Origin of the sequence: Bradyrhizobium guangdongense, from assembly GCF_004114975.1 — a bacterium.
Lineage (GTDB): Bacteria > Pseudomonadota > Alphaproteobacteria > Rhizobiales > Xanthobacteraceae > Bradyrhizobium > Bradyrhizobium guangdongense.
Map to the genome: position 1 here is coordinate 4,113,179 of NZ_CP030051.1, position 20,509 is coordinate 4,133,687.

Annotated in this window: 17 protein-coding genes, 1 tRNA gene and 1 pseudogene; 10 read left to right on the plus strand and 9 right to left on the minus strand. The window is 63.2% G+C overall.

Annotated features, from left to right (window positions below):
- Nucleotides 1-47: 47 nt before the first annotated feature.
- Nucleotides 48-2,156, plus strand: a complete 2,109-nt coding sequence (gene recG / locus X265_RS19700; protein WP_128966315.1) for an ATP-dependent DNA helicase RecG — start codon at nt 48-50, stop codon at nt 2,154-2,156.
- Here recG and panE read toward each other — a convergent pair.
- The 6 genes from panE to X265_RS19730 form a co-directional block, all read right to left on the minus strand.
- Nucleotides 2,153-3,082, minus strand: a complete 930-nt coding sequence (gene panE, locus X265_RS19705; protein WP_128966316.1) for a 2-dehydropantoate 2-reductase — start codon at nt 3,080-3,082, stop codon at nt 2,153-2,155. The two genes, recG and panE, sit on opposite strands and share 4 nt — an antisense overlap.
- 70 nt (nt 3,083-3,152) lie before the next feature.
- Nucleotides 3,153-4,010 (minus strand): NAD(P)-dependent oxidoreductase, encoded by an 858-nt coding sequence (locus tag X265_RS19710; RefSeq protein ID WP_128966317.1) that lies wholly within the window; start codon nt 4,008-4,010, stop codon nt 3,153-3,155.
- Nucleotides 4,011-4,116: 106 nt separating this feature from the next.
- The gene (locus X265_RS19715) at nt 4,117-4,887 is read right to left on the minus strand and encodes a DUF502 domain-containing protein (RefSeq protein WP_128966318.1); all 771 of its coding nucleotides are present in this window, start codon (nt 4,885-4,887) and stop codon (nt 4,117-4,119) included.
- An 89-nt stretch (nt 4,888-4,976) separates the two neighbouring features.
- A complete protein-coding gene (gene glmS / locus X265_RS19720; RefSeq protein WP_128966319.1) occupies nt 4,977-6,803 on the minus strand; it encodes a glutamine--fructose-6-phosphate transaminase (isomerizing) in 1,827 nt (608 codons plus the stop codon).
- A 207-nt stretch (nt 6,804-7,010) separates the two neighbouring features.
- Entirely contained in the window at nt 7,011-8,444 is a 1,434-nt protein-coding gene (locus X265_RS19725) for a hypothetical protein (protein WP_128966320.1), read from the minus strand.
- Between the two features lie 135 nt (nt 8,445-8,579).
- A complete protein-coding gene (locus X265_RS19730; RefSeq protein ID WP_128966321.1) occupies nt 8,580-9,002 on the minus strand; it encodes a hypothetical protein in 423 nt (140 codons plus the stop codon).
- Between the two features lie 342 nt (nt 9,003-9,344).
- Here X265_RS19730 and X265_RS19735 point away from each other — a divergent pair, with 342 nt between their 5' ends.
- Complete coding sequence (locus X265_RS19735) at nt 9,345-9,563, plus strand: hypothetical protein (protein WP_128966322.1); 219 nt, start codon at nt 9,345-9,347, stop codon at nt 9,561-9,563.
- 8 nt (nt 9,564-9,571) lie between these two features.
- Here X265_RS19735 and glmU read toward each other — a convergent pair whose 3' ends face one another.
- Nucleotides 9,572-10,927, minus strand: coding sequence for a bifunctional UDP-N-acetylglucosamine diphosphorylase/glucosamine-1-phosphate N-acetyltransferase GlmU (gene glmU, locus X265_RS19740; protein WP_128966323.1), 1,356 nt, complete (start codon nt 10,925-10,927; stop codon nt 9,572-9,574).
- A 179-nt stretch (nt 10,928-11,106) separates the two neighbouring features.
- Here glmU and X265_RS19745 point away from each other — a divergent pair, with 179 nt between their 5' ends.
- Entirely contained in the window at nt 11,107-12,504 is a 1,398-nt protein-coding gene (locus tag X265_RS19745) for a hypothetical protein (RefSeq protein WP_128966324.1), read from the plus strand.
- A gap of 87 nt (nt 12,505-12,591) precedes the next feature.
- The gene (locus tag X265_RS19750; protein ID WP_128966325.1) at nt 12,592-12,972 is read left to right on the plus strand and encodes a hypothetical protein; all 381 of its coding nucleotides are present in this window, start codon (nt 12,592-12,594) and stop codon (nt 12,970-12,972) included.
- Here the strand turns inward: X265_RS19750 and X265_RS19755 are convergent.
- On the minus strand, nt 12,932-14,491 hold the full coding sequence (locus X265_RS19755; RefSeq protein WP_128966326.1) for a glycoside hydrolase family 17 protein: 1,560 nt from the start codon (nt 14,489-14,491) through the stop codon (nt 12,932-12,934). The two genes, X265_RS19750 and X265_RS19755, sit on opposite strands and share 41 nt — an antisense overlap.
- 329 nt (nt 14,492-14,820) lie before the next feature.
- On the opposite strand from X265_RS19755, the gene X265_RS19760 reads away from it, so the two are divergent.
- From X265_RS19760 to X265_RS40625, 5 genes are all read left to right on the plus strand, one after another.
- On the plus strand, nt 14,821-15,417 hold the full coding sequence (locus X265_RS19760; protein ID WP_128966327.1) for a beta-1-3, beta-1-6-glucan biosynthesis protein: 597 nt from the start codon (nt 14,821-14,823) through the stop codon (nt 15,415-15,417).
- Nucleotides 15,418-15,629: 212 nt separating this feature from the next.
- The gene (locus X265_RS19765; protein ID WP_128966328.1) at nt 15,630-18,296 is read left to right on the plus strand and encodes a glycosyltransferase; all 2,667 of its coding nucleotides are present in this window, start codon (nt 15,630-15,632) and stop codon (nt 18,294-18,296) included.
- A 331-nt stretch (nt 18,297-18,627) separates the two neighbouring features.
- Nucleotides 18,628-18,703: transfer RNA gene (locus X265_RS19770), tRNA-Lys, on the plus strand.
- A gap of 228 nt (nt 18,704-18,931) precedes the next feature.
- On the plus strand, nt 18,932-19,357 hold the full coding sequence (locus X265_RS19775; protein WP_128966329.1) for a hypothetical protein: 426 nt from the start codon (nt 18,932-18,934) through the stop codon (nt 19,355-19,357).
- 207 nt (nt 19,358-19,564) lie between these two features.
- On the plus strand, nt 19,565-19,726 hold the full coding sequence (locus X265_RS40625) for a hypothetical protein (protein WP_164938693.1): 162 nt from the start codon (nt 19,565-19,567) through the stop codon (nt 19,724-19,726).
- A 134-nt stretch (nt 19,727-19,860) separates the two neighbouring features.
- Here X265_RS40625 and X265_RS19780 read toward each other — a convergent pair whose 3' ends face one another.
- Entirely contained in the window at nt 19,861-20,223 is a 363-nt protein-coding gene (locus X265_RS19780; protein ID WP_128966330.1) for a hypothetical protein, read from the minus strand.
- 50 nt (nt 20,224-20,273) lie between these two features.
- Here X265_RS19780 and X265_RS42325 point away from each other — a divergent pair.
- Nucleotides 20,274-20,501, plus strand: a pseudogene (locus X265_RS42325) (VCBS domain-containing protein); the annotation flags it as partial.
- Between the last annotated feature and the right edge of the window lie 8 nt (nt 20,502-20,509).

Genomic DNA, 20,509 nt, shown 5'->3' on the forward strand with positions numbered 1-20,509 from the left:
GCATAAAGCCGGGCATGACGGGCCGAAACGATCCTAGATTCGCGTCCATGCGCCCCAGCCTGCTCAATCCGCTGTTCGCTCCCGTGACCAGCCTGCCCGGCGTCGGTCCGAAGCAGGACAAGCTGCTGCAATATCTGCTCAGCCGAAACGAGACGCCGCGGCTGGTGGACCTCTTGCTGCATCTGCCGAGCCAGGTGATCGACCGCCGGGCCCGGCCGAAGATCCGCGACGCAGTCCAGGGAACAATGGTGACGCTGGAGGTCACCGTCGATCGCCACCGGCCGCCTCCGCCGCGCAACTCCCGTGCGCCCTATCTGGTCTATGCGAGCGACGATACCGGCGACGTCGTGCTGACGTTCTTCCGCGCCAAGCCCGGCTATGTCGAAAAGCTGCTGCCTGTGGGTGAGAAGCGCTATGTCTCCGGCACACTCCAGATGTATGACGGCATTCCGCAGATCGTGCATCCCGACCGCGTGCTGGACGAAGAGGCGATCTCAAAACTCTCAGGGATCGATCCGGTCTATCCGCTGACCGAGGGGCTGGCGCTCGGCTCGCTGCGTCGCGCGATCGCGCAGGCGCTGCTCAAATTGCCCGCTTTGCCCGAATGGATCAGCCCGGAGGTGCTGCGCCGCTGCGATTTCCCGCCTCTCGCCGAAGCGCTCCATCGCGTGCACCAGCCGGTCGAACTCACCGACATCCTCCCCGACCAGCGTTACTGGTCCCGCCTCGCCTTCGACGAGCTGCTCGCCGGCCAGCTGGCGCTCGCGCTGATCCGGGCACAGCTGCGTCGACCGGCCGGGGTGCGCAACGCCGGCGACGGCCATTTGCGCAACAAGATCATCGACGCCCTGCCCTACGCGCTCACGCCCTCGCAGCGTGGCGCGGCGGCTGCCATCGCCGGGGATCTGCAACAACCGGTGCGGATGCTGCGTCTGCTTCAGGGCGATGTCGGCTCCGGCAAGACCGTGGTCGCCCTGCTCGCGGCCGCCGCTGTGGCCGAAGTCGGCAAGCAGGCGGCGCTGATGGCCCCGACCGAGATCCTGGCGCGCCAGCACATCAAGACCATCGCCCCGCTCGCCGAGCGCGCCGGCATGCGGGTTGCGATCCTCACCGGCCGGGAAAAGGGCAAGGAGCGGCGCGAGTTGCTCGCGCAACTCCAAGCCGGCGAGATCGACCTGCTTGTCGGCACTCACGCGCTGATCCAGGATGATGTGGTCTTCCACGACCTCGCGCTCGCCATCGTCGACGAGCAGCACCGTTTTGGGGTGCGTGAGCGGCTGGCGCTGACCTCGAAGGGCGAAGCGGTGGACGTGCTGGTGCTGAGCGCCACCCCGATCCCGCGCACGCTGGTGCTGACCTATTTCGGCGACATGGACATCTCCGAGCTGCGCGAAAAGCCGGCCGGCCGCCAGCCGATCGACACCCGCGCCGTTGCCATGAGCCGGCTCGGCGAAGTCATGGACGGTGTCGGGCGCGCACTGGAGTCAGGCAAGCTGGTCTACTGGATCTGCCCGCTGGTCGAGGAATCCGAGGCCGAGGGCACCGAGCATCTCACCAACGCGACGAAGCGTTTCGAGAGCCTGCAAAAACGCTTCGGCGACCGCGTCGGGCTCGTGCACGGACAGATGAAGGGCTCCGAGAAGGATCGCGTCATGGGCCGGTTCGCCGCCCACGAGATCGGGCTCCTGGTCGCAACCACCGTGGTCGAGGTCGGCGTCGACGTGCCGGCCGCGACGATCATGGTGATCGAGAACGCCGAGCGCTTTGGCCTCGCCCAGTTGCACCAGCTCCGCGGCCGGATCGGGCGCGGCTCGGAGGCGTCGACCTGCATCCTGCTCTACATCGAGCCGCTCGGCGAAATGTCGAAGGCGCGGCTGAAGGTGATCCGCGAGACCACCGACGGCTTTCGCATCGCCGAGGAGGACCTGAAGCTGCGCGGCGAAGGCGATGTGCTGGGCGTGCGGCAGAGCGGCCTGCCGGGCTATCGCATCGCGCGCCCGGAGGTGCACGGCCAGCTCATCACGCAAGCCCGTGACGAAGCCCTGCGCATCATGAAGGACGATCCGAAGCTGAAGGGCGAGCGCGGCGAAGCGTTGCGATGCCTGCTGTATCTCTACGAACGGGACGAGGCGATCCCGCTGATCGGGGCGGGTTAGCTCGCGACCCTTGATCGCCCGACCTCGTAGACGGCGACATGCGCGCGAGCGAGGTCCAAGAGCGGCGTTTCAATGCCGAGCTTGCGCGCCCGATTGGCCATGTCGCCCAGAATATGCTCCGCCTCCGTGATCGAGCCACGCTCGATATCGCGCAGCATCGAAGCCTTCAGCGGCGAATCCAGGGTGGTGAACAGCTTCCGGTCAAACTCGATGAACGGGGCGCGCGGCTCGAAGCCGGAGGCGGTCGCAATCGCACAGCATTCCGCGAACAGGCGGAAGATGGATTGCTCCCCGTTCGGCACAGCCAGGATGTCTCCGATGCTTGCGCGCATCAGGCAGGTGATGCCGGCAAGCGTCGAGAGCTGGACGAACTTTTCCCACATGTCCTGCATGATCGCTTCGCTGGCGCGCACGTCGATCCCGGGGACGTTGAGCAGCGTCTCCAGCGCGAGCACACGCTCGCTCAACGAACCATCGATCTCGCCGAAGACGATGGTTTGATTGGCCATGAACTGAACGACGCGCCCCTCCGGATCGAGCCCGGCGCTGACATTCGCCAGTCCGCCGAGGACGCACCCCGCGCCGAACCGCGCAATCAGAGCGTCGATATGTTTCAACCCGTTGAGGACAGGCAGGATCATCGTGCTCGCACCGACGGCCGGGGCAAACTGGGTCATCGCATCGTCGAGGGAGTAGGATTTCACCCCGACAAGGACGACGTCGAATGGTTCCTTGAGATCGTTCGCCAGCACCATCTTCGGCTGCACGGCAAAGTCGCCATGCGGGCTCACGACCTGCAATCCATTCCGGCGCAATTGCTCTGCGCGCGCGGCCCGCACCAGAAAAGTCACGTCGCCGCCGGCTCGAACCAGACGAGCTCCGTAATAGCCTCCTAGCGCGCCCGCGCCGATCACAAGCACTCTCATTCCAACTCCTGCGTCATGCTCCTGGACAAGTTCAGCCGGACTGGCGTTTTGACGGCGAAACACCCACTAATCAGATCTTGGCCTTCGCGGCATCAGCCGCGAATGCTTTTATCAGCTCGGCATCGGCCGCCTCGCCTTCGACATCCTCGGCGAGGTGCTCAAACCAGCGCGCAAAGCCTTCGTAGATCTGGCTCGCCGGATGATCGGGGCCGAGGAAGCCCGAGATCTCCCGCATCTCCGCGACCCAACGATAGGCCTTCGGAAGCATGTCCGGCAGCGCGATCTCAAGTCGCGCCAGGATGGAAGGCTGGCTCAGCGCGAGCTCGTTGCGCAGCGCCTCTGCGGCTCCCGCCTTCGTCGCTGCGACGACCATGGCCGAGCCGATCCCGGCGAGGCCCTTGACGATGCCCGCATAAGACATTTTCAGCGCGGACGCTGCGCCGACCGGGCCGTCGACGATGCGGACGTCGAGGCCGAAATCCTTCAACACCGCGACGCTCTTGGCGTGCTCGCCCGAGACGTAGAAAGCCGGGCTCTTGCCGCCGGGCTGCGGCGGAAAACCGATGATGCCGCCGTCGACGAACGGCGCTTGCGCCGAGCCGATGATTTCCTCGATCCGGCGTACCGTGTCGACGTTGACGGCATTGCAGTCCACGACGACCGGCTTCTTGGCGCACTTGACGATCAGAGCCGCCAGCCGTTCGGCCAAGGCTTCGGCCTCGCCCGGCGGCACGATCGAGAGAATGATGTCGGACTCCGCGATCGCATCGTCCTCGGCGCCGACCATACCCGCATCCGCCGCCCGTTTCAGCGTCACCTCGCTGCGTCCCTTCAGCGACGTGAGCACGCGCGCGCCGTTCTCGCTGAGACGGCGGGCCACCGCGCTGCCCATGGCACCAGGAGCAAGAATCGCAATGGTCTTGGACATCGGGCACTCCGGTTCGAATTCCGAGCGTTGTGCTCAGTTCGACCGGAATATTAGCAGAGGATGCTGACCCGCGCGTGATCCGCGGCCATCCCGGGCGGGAATAGCCCTACTCCGCCTTCGCAGGCTCGGGCTTGAGCGCGGAGGCGTTGGCAATGCGCGCCGCATTCGCCACGCCCGCAAGCGCGGCGGCCTTCTTCGGGTCGGGCGCCGAACCGGGCTGCACCACGCCGGCCGACATGATCAGCGTCGCGGCATCTTCGGCGCTGAGATCGACCTCGATGATCTTGCTCTTGGGCACGTAGAAGAAGAAGCCGGTGGTCGGGTTCGGCGAGCACGGCAGAAACACCGAGACGTGTTCCTCCTGCCCCGGCAGGCTGCGCGAGATCTCTTCATTCGGCGATTGCGAGATCAGCACGATCGACCACATGCCCCGCGATGGAAACTCGACCAGACCCACTTTGCGGAAGCTCGAGCCCTTGCCCGAGAACAGCGTCTCGAACACCTGCTTCAAGCCGCGATAGATCGCGCGCACGGCCGGAATCCGGCCGAGGAAGGTCTCGCCGACATCCACCAGCGTACGGCCGATCAGGTTGGCCGCGAGGAAGCCGACCAGCGTCAGCGTGAAGAATGCGACAATCAGTCCCCAGCCGGGAACGCCGTAAGGAAGATAGGTCTCGGGCCGGTAAGCCAGCGGGACGAATGGCCGCACGACACCGTCGACCCAGGTGACGAACCACCAGACCAGATACAGGGTGATCGCGATCGGACCGGTGACGATCAACCCGGTCAGGAAATAATTGCGGAAACGGCCCATCAGGCCGGTATGCGGTTCCGGGGCGGGATCAAGAGGCGCAGGCGCGTCGTCGCGGGCGGTCATTCGGGTTCCAGGTCGGTCGCTTCGTCCAAGCTAGGGTCTTCTAGCAGGTTTTGGAAGATCACGAAGCGGTTCGGCCCGATCCCCCTTGCCTATTCCACGGTCACGGACTTGGCGAGATTGCGCGGCTGGTCGACGTCGGTCCCCATCACGACAGCGGTATGATAGGCGAGCAGCTGCACAGGAACGGCATAGACCATCGGCGTGAAGGCCGCAGCCATGTCGGGCATGACGATGGTGACGACCGAATCCACCGTCGCCTCCGCGGCACCTTTGGCATCGGTCATCAGAATGATATTGCCGCCGCGCGCGGCGACCTCCTGCATGTTGGAGACGGTCTTTTCGAACACACGGTCGTAGGGCGCGATGACGACCACAGGCATGGTCTCGTCGATCAGCGCGATCGGTCCGTGCTTGAGTTCGCCGGCGGCATAGCCTTCGGCGTGGATGTAGGAGATTTCCTTCAGCTTCAGCGCGCCTTCGAGCGCCAGCGGGAAGCTGGTGCCACGGCCGAGATAAAGCACGTCGCGGGATTTCGAGATCCGGTGCGCGAGCTTCTCGATCTGCGACTCGGTGGTGAGCGCATCCGACATCAAGCGCGGAATCTCGACGAGACCATGGACCAGCTTGATCTCGTCCGCTTCGGACAATTCGCCTCTGGCCCTGCCGGCCGCAATCGCGAGGTTGGCGAGCACCATGAGCTGGCAGGTGAAGGCCTTGGTCGAGGCGACACCGATCTCGGGACCTGCCAGCGTTTGCAGCACGGTCTCGCTCTCGCGCGCGATCGTCGAGGTCGGTACGTTGACGACGGCAATGGTGTGCGCGCCTTCGGCCTTGGCGTAGCGCAAAGCAGCCAGCGTGTCCGCGGTCTCGCCGGATTGCGAGATGAAGATGGCGAGATCGCCCTTGCGCAGGGGCGCTTCGCGGTAACGGAATTCGGAGGCGACGTCGACCTCGACCGGCAGGCGCGCAAAGCGCTCGAACCAGTATTTCGCAACGATGCCGGCGTAGCTCGCGGTGCCGCAGGCCGTGATATTGATGCGCTGGATGTCCTTGAAGTCGAACGGCAGCTTGACCGGCAGCGAAACGCGCTCGGTCGCCATGTCGACATAGCGCGCCAACGTATGGCCGACCACTTCCGGCTGCTCGTGGATCTCCTTCGCCATGAAGTGGCGATAATTGGCCTTGTCGACCAGCGAGGTGGAAGCGGCGTGCCTGATCTTGTCACGCTCGACGGCCTCTCCGTCCTTGTCGAAGATCGTCGCGCCGTCGTGGGTCAGCACGACCCAGTCGCCGTCTTCGAGGTAGCTGATCGTATCGGTGAACGGGCCGAGCGCGATCGCGTCCGAGCCGAGATACATTTCGCCGTTGCCATAGCCGATCGCCAGCGGCGGCCCATTGCGAGCGCCGATCATGAGATCGCCGTCGCCGGCGAAGATGAAGCCGAGCGCGAAGGCGCCCCGCAAGCGCGCCAGCGTCTGCTTCACCGCTTCCACAGGCTTGCTGCCGCGCGAGAGCAGATCGTCGACGAGATGCAGCACGATCTCGGTATCGGTTTCGGTGTGGAACACCGTTCCCTTCTTCTCGAGCTCCTCGCGCAGCTCTCGGAAATTCTCGATGATGCCGTTGTGAACGACTGCGACGCGCTCGGTCGCATGCGGATGGGCGTTGTTGACGGTCGGTTTGCCGTGGGTGGCCCAGCGGGTGTGACCGATGCCTGTGGTGCCCTTCAGCGGTTCCGCCTCCAGCCGCTTCTCCAGATTCTTCAGCTTGCCCTCGGCGCGGCGGCGCTCGATATGCTTGCCTTCAAGCGTGGCGACGCCCGCGGAATCATAGCCGCGATATTCCAGACGTTTGAGCGAATCCACCAATTGCTCTGCAACCGGCTCGCGCCCGAGAATGCCGACAATCCCGCACATGCGGATCAATATCCCCCAAATCGTCGAAAAGTCGCCTAAACGAAGCGTTCGGTTTTTAGCGAAGTTCCCAAGGAACCAGATACTCAATAATTATTGCGATCCTACATATTTTCAAACTTTTCAATTGCTTCTCGCAGTCGCCTCTCAAAGAGCGCGCCCTTGTTGATGTCATTCCAGGTAAGCCTGGCCTTACCGACATTGTCGACACTACGGCAAGTCTGCGCCGGCCCATGGAGGCAGCGACCTCGGTGTGAGCAGCCAAAGCAAGAACAAGATGGCGGCTCCGTTGCTCAACAGCATTGTGGTCATTGGCACGTTGAGGAATGCCGGCAGCACAACGCCGCTGGATACCAATACAAACCGTGAGGGTAGTTTCGCCGACGCGCCGTTTGCCAACGCCACGATGCATCCGCACGCCAGTGCGACCAGCGGCGCACCTACCGGACCGACGGACGCGATCCCCTCCGTAGCGAACAGAGAAGCGTTCAGGGCACCAAAATCATAGGACTTGGCCATTACCAGCGCCAACGGCTCTGCATAGGGGCATTGGCTGAAGAACGGCTTGATCAACGATATCTGACAGAAATACGTCAGCAGGTGCCGAGAGAAGAAATCGTTATAGAGATCAATCGCCATCGACGGGACAGCGATCATTCTGAAGTTGATCGTGCCGAAGATCAGGTCGCTCGATGCCAGTCCCGATCTCTGGAACACAAATCCCAACAGCCCGATCATAATCGGCAGGAGAAGAGAGAGAATGATAGCGTCGCGCGCTCCTGCGCGTCGTGACAGCAGCAGGAGGAAAGCGAGCCAGACAGGTGCAAGGAGATTGAGCTTGGCCAACGTAACTGGGAATGCGGCGAACATCAGCACAACCGTCAATGCCACGTAGCCCCATCGCTTCAGGAAGGCAAAACAGGTAAATGCAAACGGCAGAAATGCGCCTGTGGTTATCCCGATCGCGTAACCCAGCAGTTTTGGGAACTCGATCTGATCTCGATACCGGTAAATTTCACTGAGTTTCGCCAGCTTGAAGTTGTAGGACGCGCCGGCAAGGAGCACCGCAGCGCTGACAATCAAGATAGCCTTCAGCCACAGTTCAAAATGTGCCGGCGAAATCTCGGGGAATTTCGGCCTGTCGGGACGCCAGAAAACCGCAGGAACGGAGAACACCACGGCGCTGACGACAATCGAAAGCGTCGCGAGACGACCATCATAACCATAGATCGAGGAAGGCACGATCCAGCAATAGCCCAGCAAAACCGTGAAGAAGTAGAAGCTCAGGCAATAGCCGAAGCTAAACCGCCCAAACAGAAATATGCCCATGAGGCCGATCAGAGGTAGACTGTTGATGACCGCTGCAAGCAAGGCCCGCGTATCCGGATTCCCGAGCAGGCCCAGATATGAATATCGTTGCTCCACGATATAGAGCGAGATGCAGCAGAATATGACGTGAGCGACCAGCAAGGCGATCGTGCGACGAGGGCGGGTCGGCGTCGGCCTGCACCTCAGGAAACCATCAAAATCGTTGAACCGAACGATCTTCCCCTGCACCATCGCTTCAATGGCTACGTCGTCCACAAAGCGATACGGGATCCCGTCAAAGTACCCCTCCGCCTGAAACAGCACGGATTCGCGCAATGGTAGCTGGTTCCCAGGGCCTATCATAAAAGCTGTGTAGCATTGCGCTCGTGTGAAACGCAACGAGACGCAGCAAAGCAGACGGGGTTGATGGAATTGCCTTCAGTTGGCGGCGTTGTCTGGCCAAACGCAGTGTCAGTGCTTGAGCTGCGCTTCGTAAGGGGCATCAGGATCGAGCAGCCGGTATACTCTACCGTTGCTGTTGGGGTTGGAGTTGTCACTTGTCGAGAAGACGACAACGGGAACCCTTCCTGCCTCTGACCAATACGAGTATCTGCCAAGGCCGATCGTATTAATGTCGCTGTGGGGGCTGTGACTTGGCCCCAGAAGCTTTCCGTCTTCGGTGAGCACAACATGTGATCGGCGCGACTCATCGAGCGTGTCAGCGGGTGCGGGAGCAGGCAGCTTGTAGATGGCGAACGCGTTCCCGGCCAGCCGCGCGAATGGCGGATTGAGGATCGTCTTGTCCATTGGGACAAAGTGCGCCTCGAGGTACAACCCTATTGGAACGTAGAGTGCCAGCAAGACCATGACAGCCGCGACGCTCGCAATCGGCATTTTTCCTCTGCTACTAGCGATGAGCGAGTTCTGCGTCATGGGAAACAGCAGTTAGTGGACCCCTCTGATCATATTATCGGCAGCCTGAGCGAGCACGCAAGCGGCGCTGCGAGACTTCGAAAGAATGGAGGCCCGGTTCCAGCCCGACGCAAATGCCACCATCTTGCACCCGCCAGATATCTTGGCGATCCCGACCAGTCTGCGAGCGGCGGCTTCTGGGTCGGCGAATGGGCGGGGTGTATTTCGTTTCGTGCGTGCGTCATTATGGCTGACCTTTAGTCGCGCGCATTAACTCGTTGTCAACAAATTTGGCCAACGATTCGCGACCAGGAGATCAAGGCCATGAAAGCCACGTCCGACCGCAAAGGTCTGTCATCGCTCTATCTGCGCGCCAGCGAGACCGAAGGCACGCATTTGGCTCATTGGCCGCCGCCTCAGCGCGGCAAGGAAAACAAGCCCGTCTTCATCAAGCATCCGGAAGGCGAACCTGTGAAGCGCGCCAAGCCGCGCGGCTGGCGGCTGACGCGCGCCATCTTCTCCGAATTCGCTGACGACGAATAGCGCTGCGGCTATTTCTCCGGTTTCTTGCCGCCCGTCTTCATTTCGCGATAGCGCGCCGCACCGCCTTCGCGGATGGTCTGCTGATTGCGTTCCAGCGCCATCGCGTCGTCGGGCACATCGCGGGTGATGACCGAGCCGGAGCCGATATAGGCGCCGTTGCCGATTTTGACCGGCGCGACCAGAGAGGAATTGGTGCCGATGAAGGCGCCCTGCCCGATCACCGTCTTGTGCTTCTTGAAGCCATCGTAGTTGCAGGTGATGGTGCCGGCGCCAATGTTGGATTTGGCTCCGACGGTGGCGTCCCCAATGTAGGAGAGGTGGTTGACCTTGACGCCCGCCTCCAGCGTCGCGGCCTTGGTCTCGACGAAATTGCCGATGCGCGCACCGTCGCCGAGCGAGGTGCCGGGTCGAAGCCGCGCATAAGGACCAATCGAGACGTTCTTGCCGAGCGTCGTCTGCACGATGTGCGAAAACGAGTGGATCACGGCGCCGTCGCCAATCGACACGCCCGGGCCGATCACCACGAACGGCTCGATGGTGACGTCCTTGCCGAACACGGTGTCGGCGGCAAGATAGACCGTTTCCGGCGCGATCAGCGTGACGCCGGCCTCCATCGCGGCCATGCGCAACCGCGCCTGCATCACGCTTTCCGCTTCCGCAAGCTGCGCCTTGGTGTTGATGCCGCGCACCTCGTCCTCGCTGGTCTCGATCACCACGGACTCCCATCCCTGTTCGCGGACGATGCCGACTGCATCCGTCAGATAATATTCGCCCTTGGAGTTCGCATTGCCGATCTTGTCCAGGATCGCGAGCGCGCGGCGTCCGTCGATCGCCATGACCCCGGCATTGCACAGATTGATCTTGCGCTCGTCCGCGCTGGCATCGGCCTGCTCGCGGATCGCGACCAGGCGATCGCCCTCGACGATGAAGCGGCCATAGCCGGTCGGATCCGCCGCGCGGAAGCCGAGCGCGGCAAGCGCAGCTCCCCTGGCGAGCGGCGCGCGAAGCCGCGCAAAGGTCTCGGCCGAGATCAGCGGCGTATCGCCGAACGCGATCAGGAGATCATCCACGCCGCGTGCGATCGCCTCGCGCGCTGCCAGCACCGCATGCGCGGTGCCGAGCCGCTCGCTTTGTACGAAGGTGAGCGCGTCGGGCCGAATGCGTTTTGCCTCTTCAGCGACGGCCTGGTGGTCCGGGCCGATCACGACCGCGAGCGCAGTCCCGGTTCCCTGCGGTGCGGCGCCGAGGACGTGGGCAAGCAAGGTCTGGGAGGCTACGGGATGCAGCACCTTCGGCACGCTCGATCGCATGCGCGTACCCTCGCCAGCGGCCAGAACGATCGTGAGACTTGAGCGGGCAGTCATTGCAATCCTGTCAAATATGGCCGAATCGATCGTCGCACCGGCGGGCGGCGGGGCAGTATCGCCCGACCTGTCGCCTTGCTACCCCCGCAAACGCCCGGAATTCAAGTGCGCGCGGGTTTTCCTGTTAATGTTCCTTGATTGATTCGGGGAAGCCAGACAGGGCTGGGCACTCAAGGTTCATGGCAAAGGATTCCGACCCACTGGCGGATGCCTTCGGCGACAAGGAGACCGGCGGGCTGTTCTCCGGACTTTTGGCCGAGGAAGGCTCGTTCGATCGACGCTTGCTGTGGCGGCTGGGCTCGTGGGGCGTGGCCGCCGTCGGCGCCGTGGTGGTGGCCGTGATGGCCAACCAAGCCCAGCTCGGCTGGCGGCGCGACCAGGCCGCCTCCGCCGATCTCGCCCGCCAAGCTGACAGGCTCCAGCAGCTGACCAAGGAAAGCCAGCTCGAAGCGCGCCGGCTCACCTCTGCCATCGAAACGCTGAACGCAGATCGCGACCGGCTCTATGCGCGCGTCACCGTGCTCGAGCAAGGGCTCGATTCCGTCACCGGCACCATCGCAAAGCAGACCGCGACATCGCCACAGACGGCCGAGTCGAAGCCGCAGGACACGCCCGTCGCGGCCACTCAGCCCTCGGCTGCCGTGCCTGAAGTCGCGCCGGTTGCCTCCACCGCCGCCTCGTTGGTCGACAGGCCGCGCACAACGGCCGGCAAGGAGACCAAGGAAAACGCGAAAGACAATTCGAAAGAGGCTGCCAAAGCTCCGTCAGGCCCGCCGCCGCAGACCGCTGCTGCAGCATCGCTCGTTGCGCAGCCGCCGGTGACGACGTCGGCGCTGCCGATTCTTCCGCTGGTGCCGTCGAAGTCGATCATGGCGCCGCCCGATCCCGCCGCATCGAAGCTGATTCAGCCTGAATCGACCGACAAGGCGACCGAGAAGAAGCCCGAGCCGCCGCCCGCCCCGGCCGAAGTTGCTGCGGTGCCGGCGAAGCCGGCGGACTCCGCTGAGGCTGAACCGCCTGCCATTCCCGTCCAGCAGACGCGCTTTGCGATCGACCTCGGCGGCGCAAATTCGATCGACGGCCTGCGTGCGCTCTGGCGTGGCCTGTCCAAATCCAATCCGGAGATCGCCGCGCTCCGGCCGATCATCATGATCAAGGAAGGCAACACAGGTCTCGGCATGCAGCTCCGCCTCGGCGCCGGTCCGCTGATCAACGCTGCCGCCGCCGCCAAGCTCTGCGCGGGTCTCGCCGAGAGCGATCGCCATTGCGAGACGACGGTGTTCGACGGCCAGCGCCTGTCGATGCGCGGCGGATCGGAGAAGGGGCAAGAAAAATCTCAGGACCGTGTTCAGGAGAAGAACACGGAGAAGAATCCGGACGCGGCACCGCAAGGCGAAACCGCGCCCGTGCCGGGCGCAAAACCCGAGAAGCCGCAGCGACGCCACAGCTACTCTTCCAAGCGCTCATCGAAGCGCGAGGAGCCCGCACCGGCACCTGCGGCACCACCGCCGGCGGCCGCCCCCAAGCCCGAGACGGCCTCGGCGAGCTCGACAATATCGTCATTCTTCAGGCGATAGGGCCAACCGCCAGCGGCCTGTGACGGTGGGGTCAGAAAATCGACTTTGCCGGTTGCTCCTTCCCCCCTTCCCGACCATATTGCCGACATGACAAAAAAGCCGTTCCGCCTTACGCCCTATCAGGTGCAGTTTCTCATCGTCGTCGGTTTCGTCACCGTCGGCTGGGCGCTCTATGTGCGCTATCTCGCGATCGAATTCTCGCAGGTGGCGCTGGCTTGCGATGCCGGCTTGCAGACGATGATCTGCAAGGCGCGCTCGGTGTCGACGTCGCTGTTCAAGAATTCCGTGTTCGGCATCGTCGCGCTGGTCATCGCGATGCTGAACTTGATGCGGCCCTCGATCGTGCTGCTCACGCTTGGCGTGATCGCAGCCGGCCTCGGCATCGTGCTCTACAACATCGTGCTGTCGGGCCTTGCGATCGGCCTGCTCATCCTTGGCTTTGCTCGGCCCGCGCCCGCCACAGCGTGAGCGCGAACAGCAAGTAGATCGCGCAGCTCCACATCGCCTGCCAATTGTCGCGGCCTTCGTTCAAGATCACGTAGGCCGCCGACAGCGCCAGCAGCCCCGCGAATACCGCTTCCGCGATCGGGCGCAGGCCGATCTGGGGACGATTCAGCATCAACAGCGCGAACGGCACCACGGCCATCGTCAGCGAGGCATAGGGGAAGTCGCGGTAGCGCGGATCGAACACGAAGCCGAGCGCGGTCTCGGCCGCGATCACCGCCGTCACCGCCAGGGTCAGGCAAAGCACGGCGGAGAGCTTCGACCATTTCCGGCCCTCGCGCGGGCCGAGCAGGTCGAGGAAGGTGGGAAGACTTCGGCCGATGACGAGCGCCTGCGCGCAGAAGATCGGCGAAAGGATGCCGGCGAGCAGCAGCGCGCCCCATTGCAGCCAGCCGCCCCAGCCGTAGCTCTCGTAGTACATCTTGTCGGCGGCGATCCCCAGCAGGATGCCCGCTGATGTCGCCGAGATGCCGACACCGAGCCAGGCCGAGAAGCGCGGCGTCCAGGGACGGCGCCTCAGCGTGATGCCGGCCACCACGAACACCAGCACGCTGAGGCCCATGCCTGATCCCATGTACCATTTCCAGAGCGGGAAGTTGCTGATCGGCTCGCCGGGCGGATATTTCAGCTGGCGCCGTACGGAATCGAGCAGCCCCCAATAGCCGCCGACGGTGCCTTCGAGCCGCCGCTTCCACGGCTGGTCATAGGCCTCGATCAGGTTGACCCGAAACTTCTGCGCCTTCGCCAGCGCCAGGATCTCCGACACCACGCGCGCCTGGTTGCTGCGGGACGGCAGCGCGCCCTCGCGCATGCGGCCTTCGCTCGGCCAGCCGGTCTCGCCGATCAGGATCTCCTTGCCGGGAAACGCCACCGCCATGCGCTCACGGATCGCCTCGACATGGGCAGAGGCGAATTTCGCCTTCACCGGCATGTCCTCCCAATAAGGCAGGATATGAATCGTGACGAAGTCGACGGCGTCATAGACCTCGCGGTTCTTCAGCCAATATTCCCAGACATCGGCATAGGTCACGGGGACGGCGACCTGCGCCTTCACCGAACGGATGATCGCGATCAGATCCTGCGTCGTCATCTCTCCGCGCAGCAGCACCTCGTTGCCGACGACGAGGGCGGAGACGGTGTCGGGAAATTCCTTGGTGAGGCGGACCGCCGTCGAGACCTGGGCAAAATTCTTGGCGCGGTTGCTGCCGAGCCAGATGCCCTGGATCACCTTCAGCCCGCCGACTTTGGTGGCGACCGCCGGCACCTGGTCGAGGCCGTTCTCGATCGAATAGGTGCGGACGCAGTCGGTGATCTCCTTGAGCTGGCGCAGATCCTGCTCAATCTGGTCGGCCTCGATGTGGGTCGATGGGTTCAGCGGCGTCTGCTCGCCGCGGAACGGCGCATAGGAGACGCATTGAACCTTGTCGTTGGGATCGATGGGCGCGCGGGCAAGCGTGATCGGCGTGGCCAGCCACCACCACACGGCAGCAATTGCACCCAGGGAGACGAGCAGGAGCGCCAATGGCGTACGAAGAGAAATTGGTTCCGTCCTCCGCGAAGGAGCCGTCGATTACCTGCTCGCACGCGGTCTGCCAAGGGGGCGCGACGCTCGCCCCCACCATCTTGCCGGCGAATTAACCTGCGGCCCTTCGACCGCGCCGGAGAATGGTGACTTTGCTGGACAAAAATCCAAATACAGGTCATGGCATTCCGCAGGGCATTTCCGCCGCATTGGAGACCCATTTGGACGCCATCACCGACGCGTCCGCGAGGTCCCTTTCCGCGGGCGGACATTGAGAAATTGGGGAATTCATGCGGCGACGGGTGTTCGAGTCACGAAATGCGGTCCTGCGGCAGTTCGCCGCCGCCTTGGCCGTCTCCTCCCTTGTGCTGCTGGCCAGCCTCGGCGGCGCCTCCGCCCAGAGCGGCACCCCGGCTCCCGATCAGGGCAAGGCCGCGGCCCAGCCCGCTGACGCCGCCAAGGAAGCGACCGCCCAGAACCAGCGCCGCACCGATGAATTCGCCGAAGCCGCCCAGGCCATCAACGGTCCGGCGGGCAATCCTGAATGCGTCTGGCTCGGTCGGCGCGTGGTGCGACTGATGTGGCGGGATGACCTCGATACCGCGTTCCGCCATCTCGACCTCTATGACCGCTTCGGCTGCCCGGGCGGCCACATCCAGGCCGCGTTCCGCTGCCTCACCCGCTTCGGTGCCCAGATCGACCCCAAGGTCGCCGAGACCCTCGATAGCCGCGTGCACGCGTGCTGGATCAATCCGGCCGCCCAGCCGCAGCAGGCCGCGGCCGCGGCTTCCCAGCCGGCCGCGCCGGCGTCAGGCAATGCGCAGGCCCCGCAGCCGGCCGCGAGCCCGGCCCCGGCGGCAAGCCCGTCGCCCGCGCCCCAGAAATAGCCTCGATCGTTTCAGCCTCCGTTCAGGAACGATCGGCAATAGAGACGGTTGGCACTGCCACGCTTGCAAAATGCCATGCCCTCATAAGGACATGAGGCCATGACAGTTGTGAAACCGCGCGGCAGAGGTATGCTCCATTTGCCGCGGACTTGGTCGGATCTCGGGGTCGGATCCGCTTCCCTGCCCCCTCAGCCCCTTTTGGTTTAGCCGCGATGCGCGTTGTCGCCGCCGTTCTGTTGCTCGTGTCCGTGCTCCACGCCGGCATCTGGGGAGTCCTGCGCGACAAGGAGCCCGCGCCGGACTTCAAGGGCCTGTTGCCCAGCGTTTCCTATGCGCCGTTCGAAGGCTCGGCCCATCCCGATATCGACAACATCCCGACCATCGAAAAAATCCGCTCGGACCTGAAGACGCTGTCGACGATGACGCGCGCGATCCGCCTCTATTCGTCGACGGGCGGTGTGGAACTGGTGCCGCCGATCGCGGCCGAGTTCGGCCTCAAGGTTACCGTCGGCGCCTGGATCGACAAGGACCCTGATCGCAACGAGCGCGAGATCAAGGCCGCGATCGAGCTCGCCCGCAAGAACAGCAACGTCAACGGCGTCGTCGTCGGCAACGAAGTGATCTATCGCGGCGAGCAGAAGGTCGAAGACCTCATCGAGATGATCAAGAAGGTGAAGGGCGCCGTCCGCGTGCCAGTCACCACCGGCGAAATCTGGAACATCTGGCGCGACAATCCGGACCTTGCCTCCAACGTCGACTTCATCGCCGCCCACGTGCTGCCCTACTGGGAAAATTTCCGCTCGGACCAGGCGGTCGACCAAGCCGTCGACCGCTACAACCTGTTGCGCAACCTGTTCCCGGGCAAGCGCATCGTGATCGCCGAGTTCGGCTGGCCAAGCCAGGGCTACAATCTGCGCAACGCCGACCCGGGTCCGTTCCAGCAGGCGCTGACCTTGCGCAACTTCGTCAGCCGCGCCGAAGCGCTCGGCATGGAGTACAACATCGTCGAGGCGATCGATCAGCCCTGGAAGTATTTCGAAGGCGGCGTCGGTCCTTACTGGGGCATCCTCAACGCCAGTCGCGAGCCGAAATTCGCCTGGACCGGTCCGGTCGAGAACCCCGATTACTGGAAGCTGATGGCGATCGCACTGCTGGTCGGCATCCTCCTCTCGCTGCCGATCCTTCGGCTTGAAAAGCCCACCGCGAAACAGGCCTTCCTGCTGTCGGCGACCGCCAACGGCGTCGGTGCCTGGGCGGCGACCGTGTTCGCGTTCTGGAACAGCCACTATTTCATCTTCGGCTCGGCCTTCGCGCTGACGCTCGGCATGATCCTCCTTGTTCCCCTTGTCCTCATCGCGATGGCGCGCATCGACGAGATCGCGGCCGTCGCCTTCGGCCGGCCGCCGCAACGCCTGCTTTCCAAGGGCAAGCCGATCCCGAACGTGCCTGATAATTACTACCCCAAGGTCTCCATCCATATCCCGGCGTATTTCGAGCCGGTCGAGATGCTGAAGCAGACGCTCGATGCGCTGTCGCGGCTCGACTATCCGAACTACGAATGCGTGGTCATCATCAACAACACGCCGGACCCCGCGTTCTGGCAGCCGATCCAGGACCATTGCCGCGCGCTCGGCGAACGCTTCAAGTTCATCAACGCCGAGAAGGTGCAGGGCTTCAAGGCCGGCGCGCTGCGCATCGCGATGGACCGCACCGCTGTCGACGCGGAGATCATCGGCATCCTCGATGCCGACTATGTCGTCGAGCCCGACTGGCTGAAGGACCTCGTGCCTGCTTTCGCCGATCCCAGCGTCGGCCTGGTGCAGGCGCCGCAGGAGCATCGCGACGGCGACCTGTCGATCATGCACTACATCATGAACGGCGAATATGCCGGCTTCTTCGACATCGGCATGGTCCAGCGTAACGAGCTCAACGCCGTCATTGTGCACGGCACGATGTGCCTGATCCGCCGCGCCGCGATGGACATGGCCGGCGGCTGGTCATCCGACACGATCTGCGAGGACTCGGACCTCGGCCTTGCGATCCAGGAGCTCGGCTGGACCACCCATTACACCAATCACCGCTACGGCGCTGGCCTGCTCCCCGACACCTACGAGGCCTTCAAGAAACAGCGTCACCGCTGGGCCTATGGCGGACTGCAGATCGTCAAAAAGCACTGGCGCCGCTTCCTGCCGGGCGCGAGCCGACTTACCCCCGACCAGAAGCGCGAATACGGGCTCGGCTGGCTGAACTGGCTCGGGGCCGAGAGCCTCGGCGTGGTCGTGGCGCTGCTCAACCTCGTCTGGGTGCCGATCGTCGCGTTCGCCGATATCGCCATCCCGGACAAGATTCTGACGCTGCCGATCATCGGCGCCTTCGTCGTCTCGCTCGCGCATTTCCTGTCGATGTATCGCGCCCGCGTCGCGATCAAGCCCGGCCAGATGCTGGGCGCCATGATCGCCGCGATGAGCGTGCAATGGACGGTGTCGCGCGCGGTGGCGCAAGGGCTGATCACCGAGCACATCGCGTTCGCACGCACCTCGAAGGGCGGTCTGTCCCGGATGTCGATCGAATTCCAGGCGTTCTGGGAGGCGGTGATCGGCACCCTGCTCCTGGTCGGCGCCGGCGTGCTGGTTGCCTCGAACAGCTTCCGGCAGATCACCGAGATCTATATCTTCGCGGGCGTCCTGGTGCTGCAGAGCCTGCCGTTCCTCGCCGCAGTCGCCATCGCCATCCTCGAGCTCAGCCGCATCAACTCGTTCCAGTTCTGGCGCGACAGCGCCATCCGCACCGCCGAACTGATCGGCTTGCGCCCGGTTGCGCTGCCGACACCGGGCAATGCCCAGCCGGTGCCGAGCGAGGTGCGGCGGGAAGCGAACTGATCCGGGCCGGCCTCGGGTCTCGCCACGCGGCTCCGCGAGCCGGCGTTTCACAGGCCGATCACTCTTCGGCGTGGATGAACCACGTCAATCGAGTTTAAATTCTCCCGCTAAGTGCCGGCTACGGCGGACAAATCCCGGGCCCTGCCGCGATCTGCGGCAACCGCGCCCGCTATTGACCTCAGCGCCCCATCCCCCTACACAGCGCGGGCCGAAAGCATGATCCGGAAACAGCCGGTTTCCCCGCGACGCAAGCCGAAGCGTAGCGGCAAGACATGCTTCTCGAATGTCCGAAGACGATGGCGATCGACAACAAAGCCATCAGCGGCCATGGGAGCGCGTAGCTCAGCCGGTAGAGCACGTGACTTTTAATCACGGGGTCCTGGGTTCGAGCCCCAGCGCGCTCACCAAGCCGGATCAATGCCTTAAGCGAAATTACGAGCCGGAAGAAGAACCGGCGATCGGGCTCCTCGGATCGAGCGCCGATACGAAGTTTTCCGACGCGGCTTCCGAGACCGATAGGAACCCACCGCGAGCTCGCGCGTTTATGGGCGCTTGAGCAGACCTCAACGCTATTCGCCATTCTTCGGGCGAAGAGGCTTGCCACCAAAGTCACTCTAGACGTCCGGGGGGGCTCGATGAGCCTCAAGTATGCGTTGAGTTGGGTCGCCGTTGTCCTCGCGCTTTATGTTCCTGCCGCGATATATTCAACCAGGTCATTTGAAGACCCCAGCCCTGCGGGCAAGGTTGCTGTGATCCTGCTCCGACCGTATGAGCCGCTCGGCGGTTCTGCCTATCGAGCTAATTTATTGCCAGGTGAGAAGGCTTTGCTTCCGCAGCAATCCGATTTGGTTGTCTACGAGGAAGAGTCACCGCTGCGCCGCGTTTCCGAATTCCTGCGCATCAGCAAAGGTGGCGGCAATTTCGCGATTTGGTCCGATCAGGGCATCGTGTTCTCCAGCCGCGACAACAGCGACCCGAACCGAAATGGACGCAAATATTGGGTCGTTGTGCGGCAAGGCGAGCCTGAAACGGTTGCCGACAACCTGGTCAACTCGTATTGAATCGAAGCCGGGGCCGTTTGTCCGGGCTGCGCGCCGGCGTGAACCGACGGCCCGTTCATTATGCAGGGCCGTCCGCATGGCTGAATCACGATATTAGCCCGAATCCGTAGCTCGCATAACATTTGATAATGCGGGAACTTTCGGCATTCCCCCTAATTCAATTCTGAAAATCCGCCCCGGTGTTGCCTCAGGGGATGGGGGGAAACATTGAACCGCGAGCTTCGGGAATTCCGCAGGCTGGAGCGTGTTTGTCGCGAGTCCGCTGCGATCACCACGCTGCCGATGGAGCGAGATGCTTTGCTGGTCGTGGCCGAGGATCTGCGTAAAGCGATCGAGGCTCGTGAGCCTGCTCGCCAAGCGAAAGCATAGAGCCCGTCTAGGGCTCTCCGATGACAACGGGCTCAGAGAGCCCCTCCCCGCCCCATCATCGCTTCCCGGAGCGCGCCCATCAAAGCCGCTCTGTGACTTCACCTGCCCACTCAGCCGGACAGTTCGCCCCGAGGCTAAGCGCAGCTGTGTTCACTTTTGAACAATGCGGCCACGCGACGCTCATGCCGCTTTTTCCTGATTTTGCTCGCCGCTCCAACAAAAGCTGTTTGGCACTGCGAATTCTCTTTTGGGTTGATCCATCGTACTTCGACGCTGTGCTTCTGCTGCAAAACAAGAGCAGTCGTGACATCGACAGGGCGCAACCGCGCGATGGTGCAGCGCGTGATCCCGTTAATTTCCAGTACGTAGTTTTCCCTACTCTTTGTTTCTAACTTGACGCAATTCGCGTTGTCAGAAACAGTCCGCGAAAATTTGCGAAATCGCCAAGCACTTTTCTCGTCTCCAGCCGGCGCAACATTCGTGCGCCGCACCGACAAACCAAACTCGTTTCGACACTAACCAATGAATTTTGGGGAGGGGCACAGCTATGTCAAATTCAGCCGCGATCATCGGGACGCCCACGAATTCGACCGTTACCGAAGACGCCAATCCGCAGACGCTGATTGCGGCGCGATCGATCTCGATTTCTGACGCCAATCCCGGACAAGCCGCCTTTCGGACGACGGTGATTGCCGCCGCAGGCGATCTCGGCACCCTCACCATCGCCGCGAACGGCTCCTATGTCTACTCCGTCGCAGACAGCAAGGTGCAGTATCTCGGCGC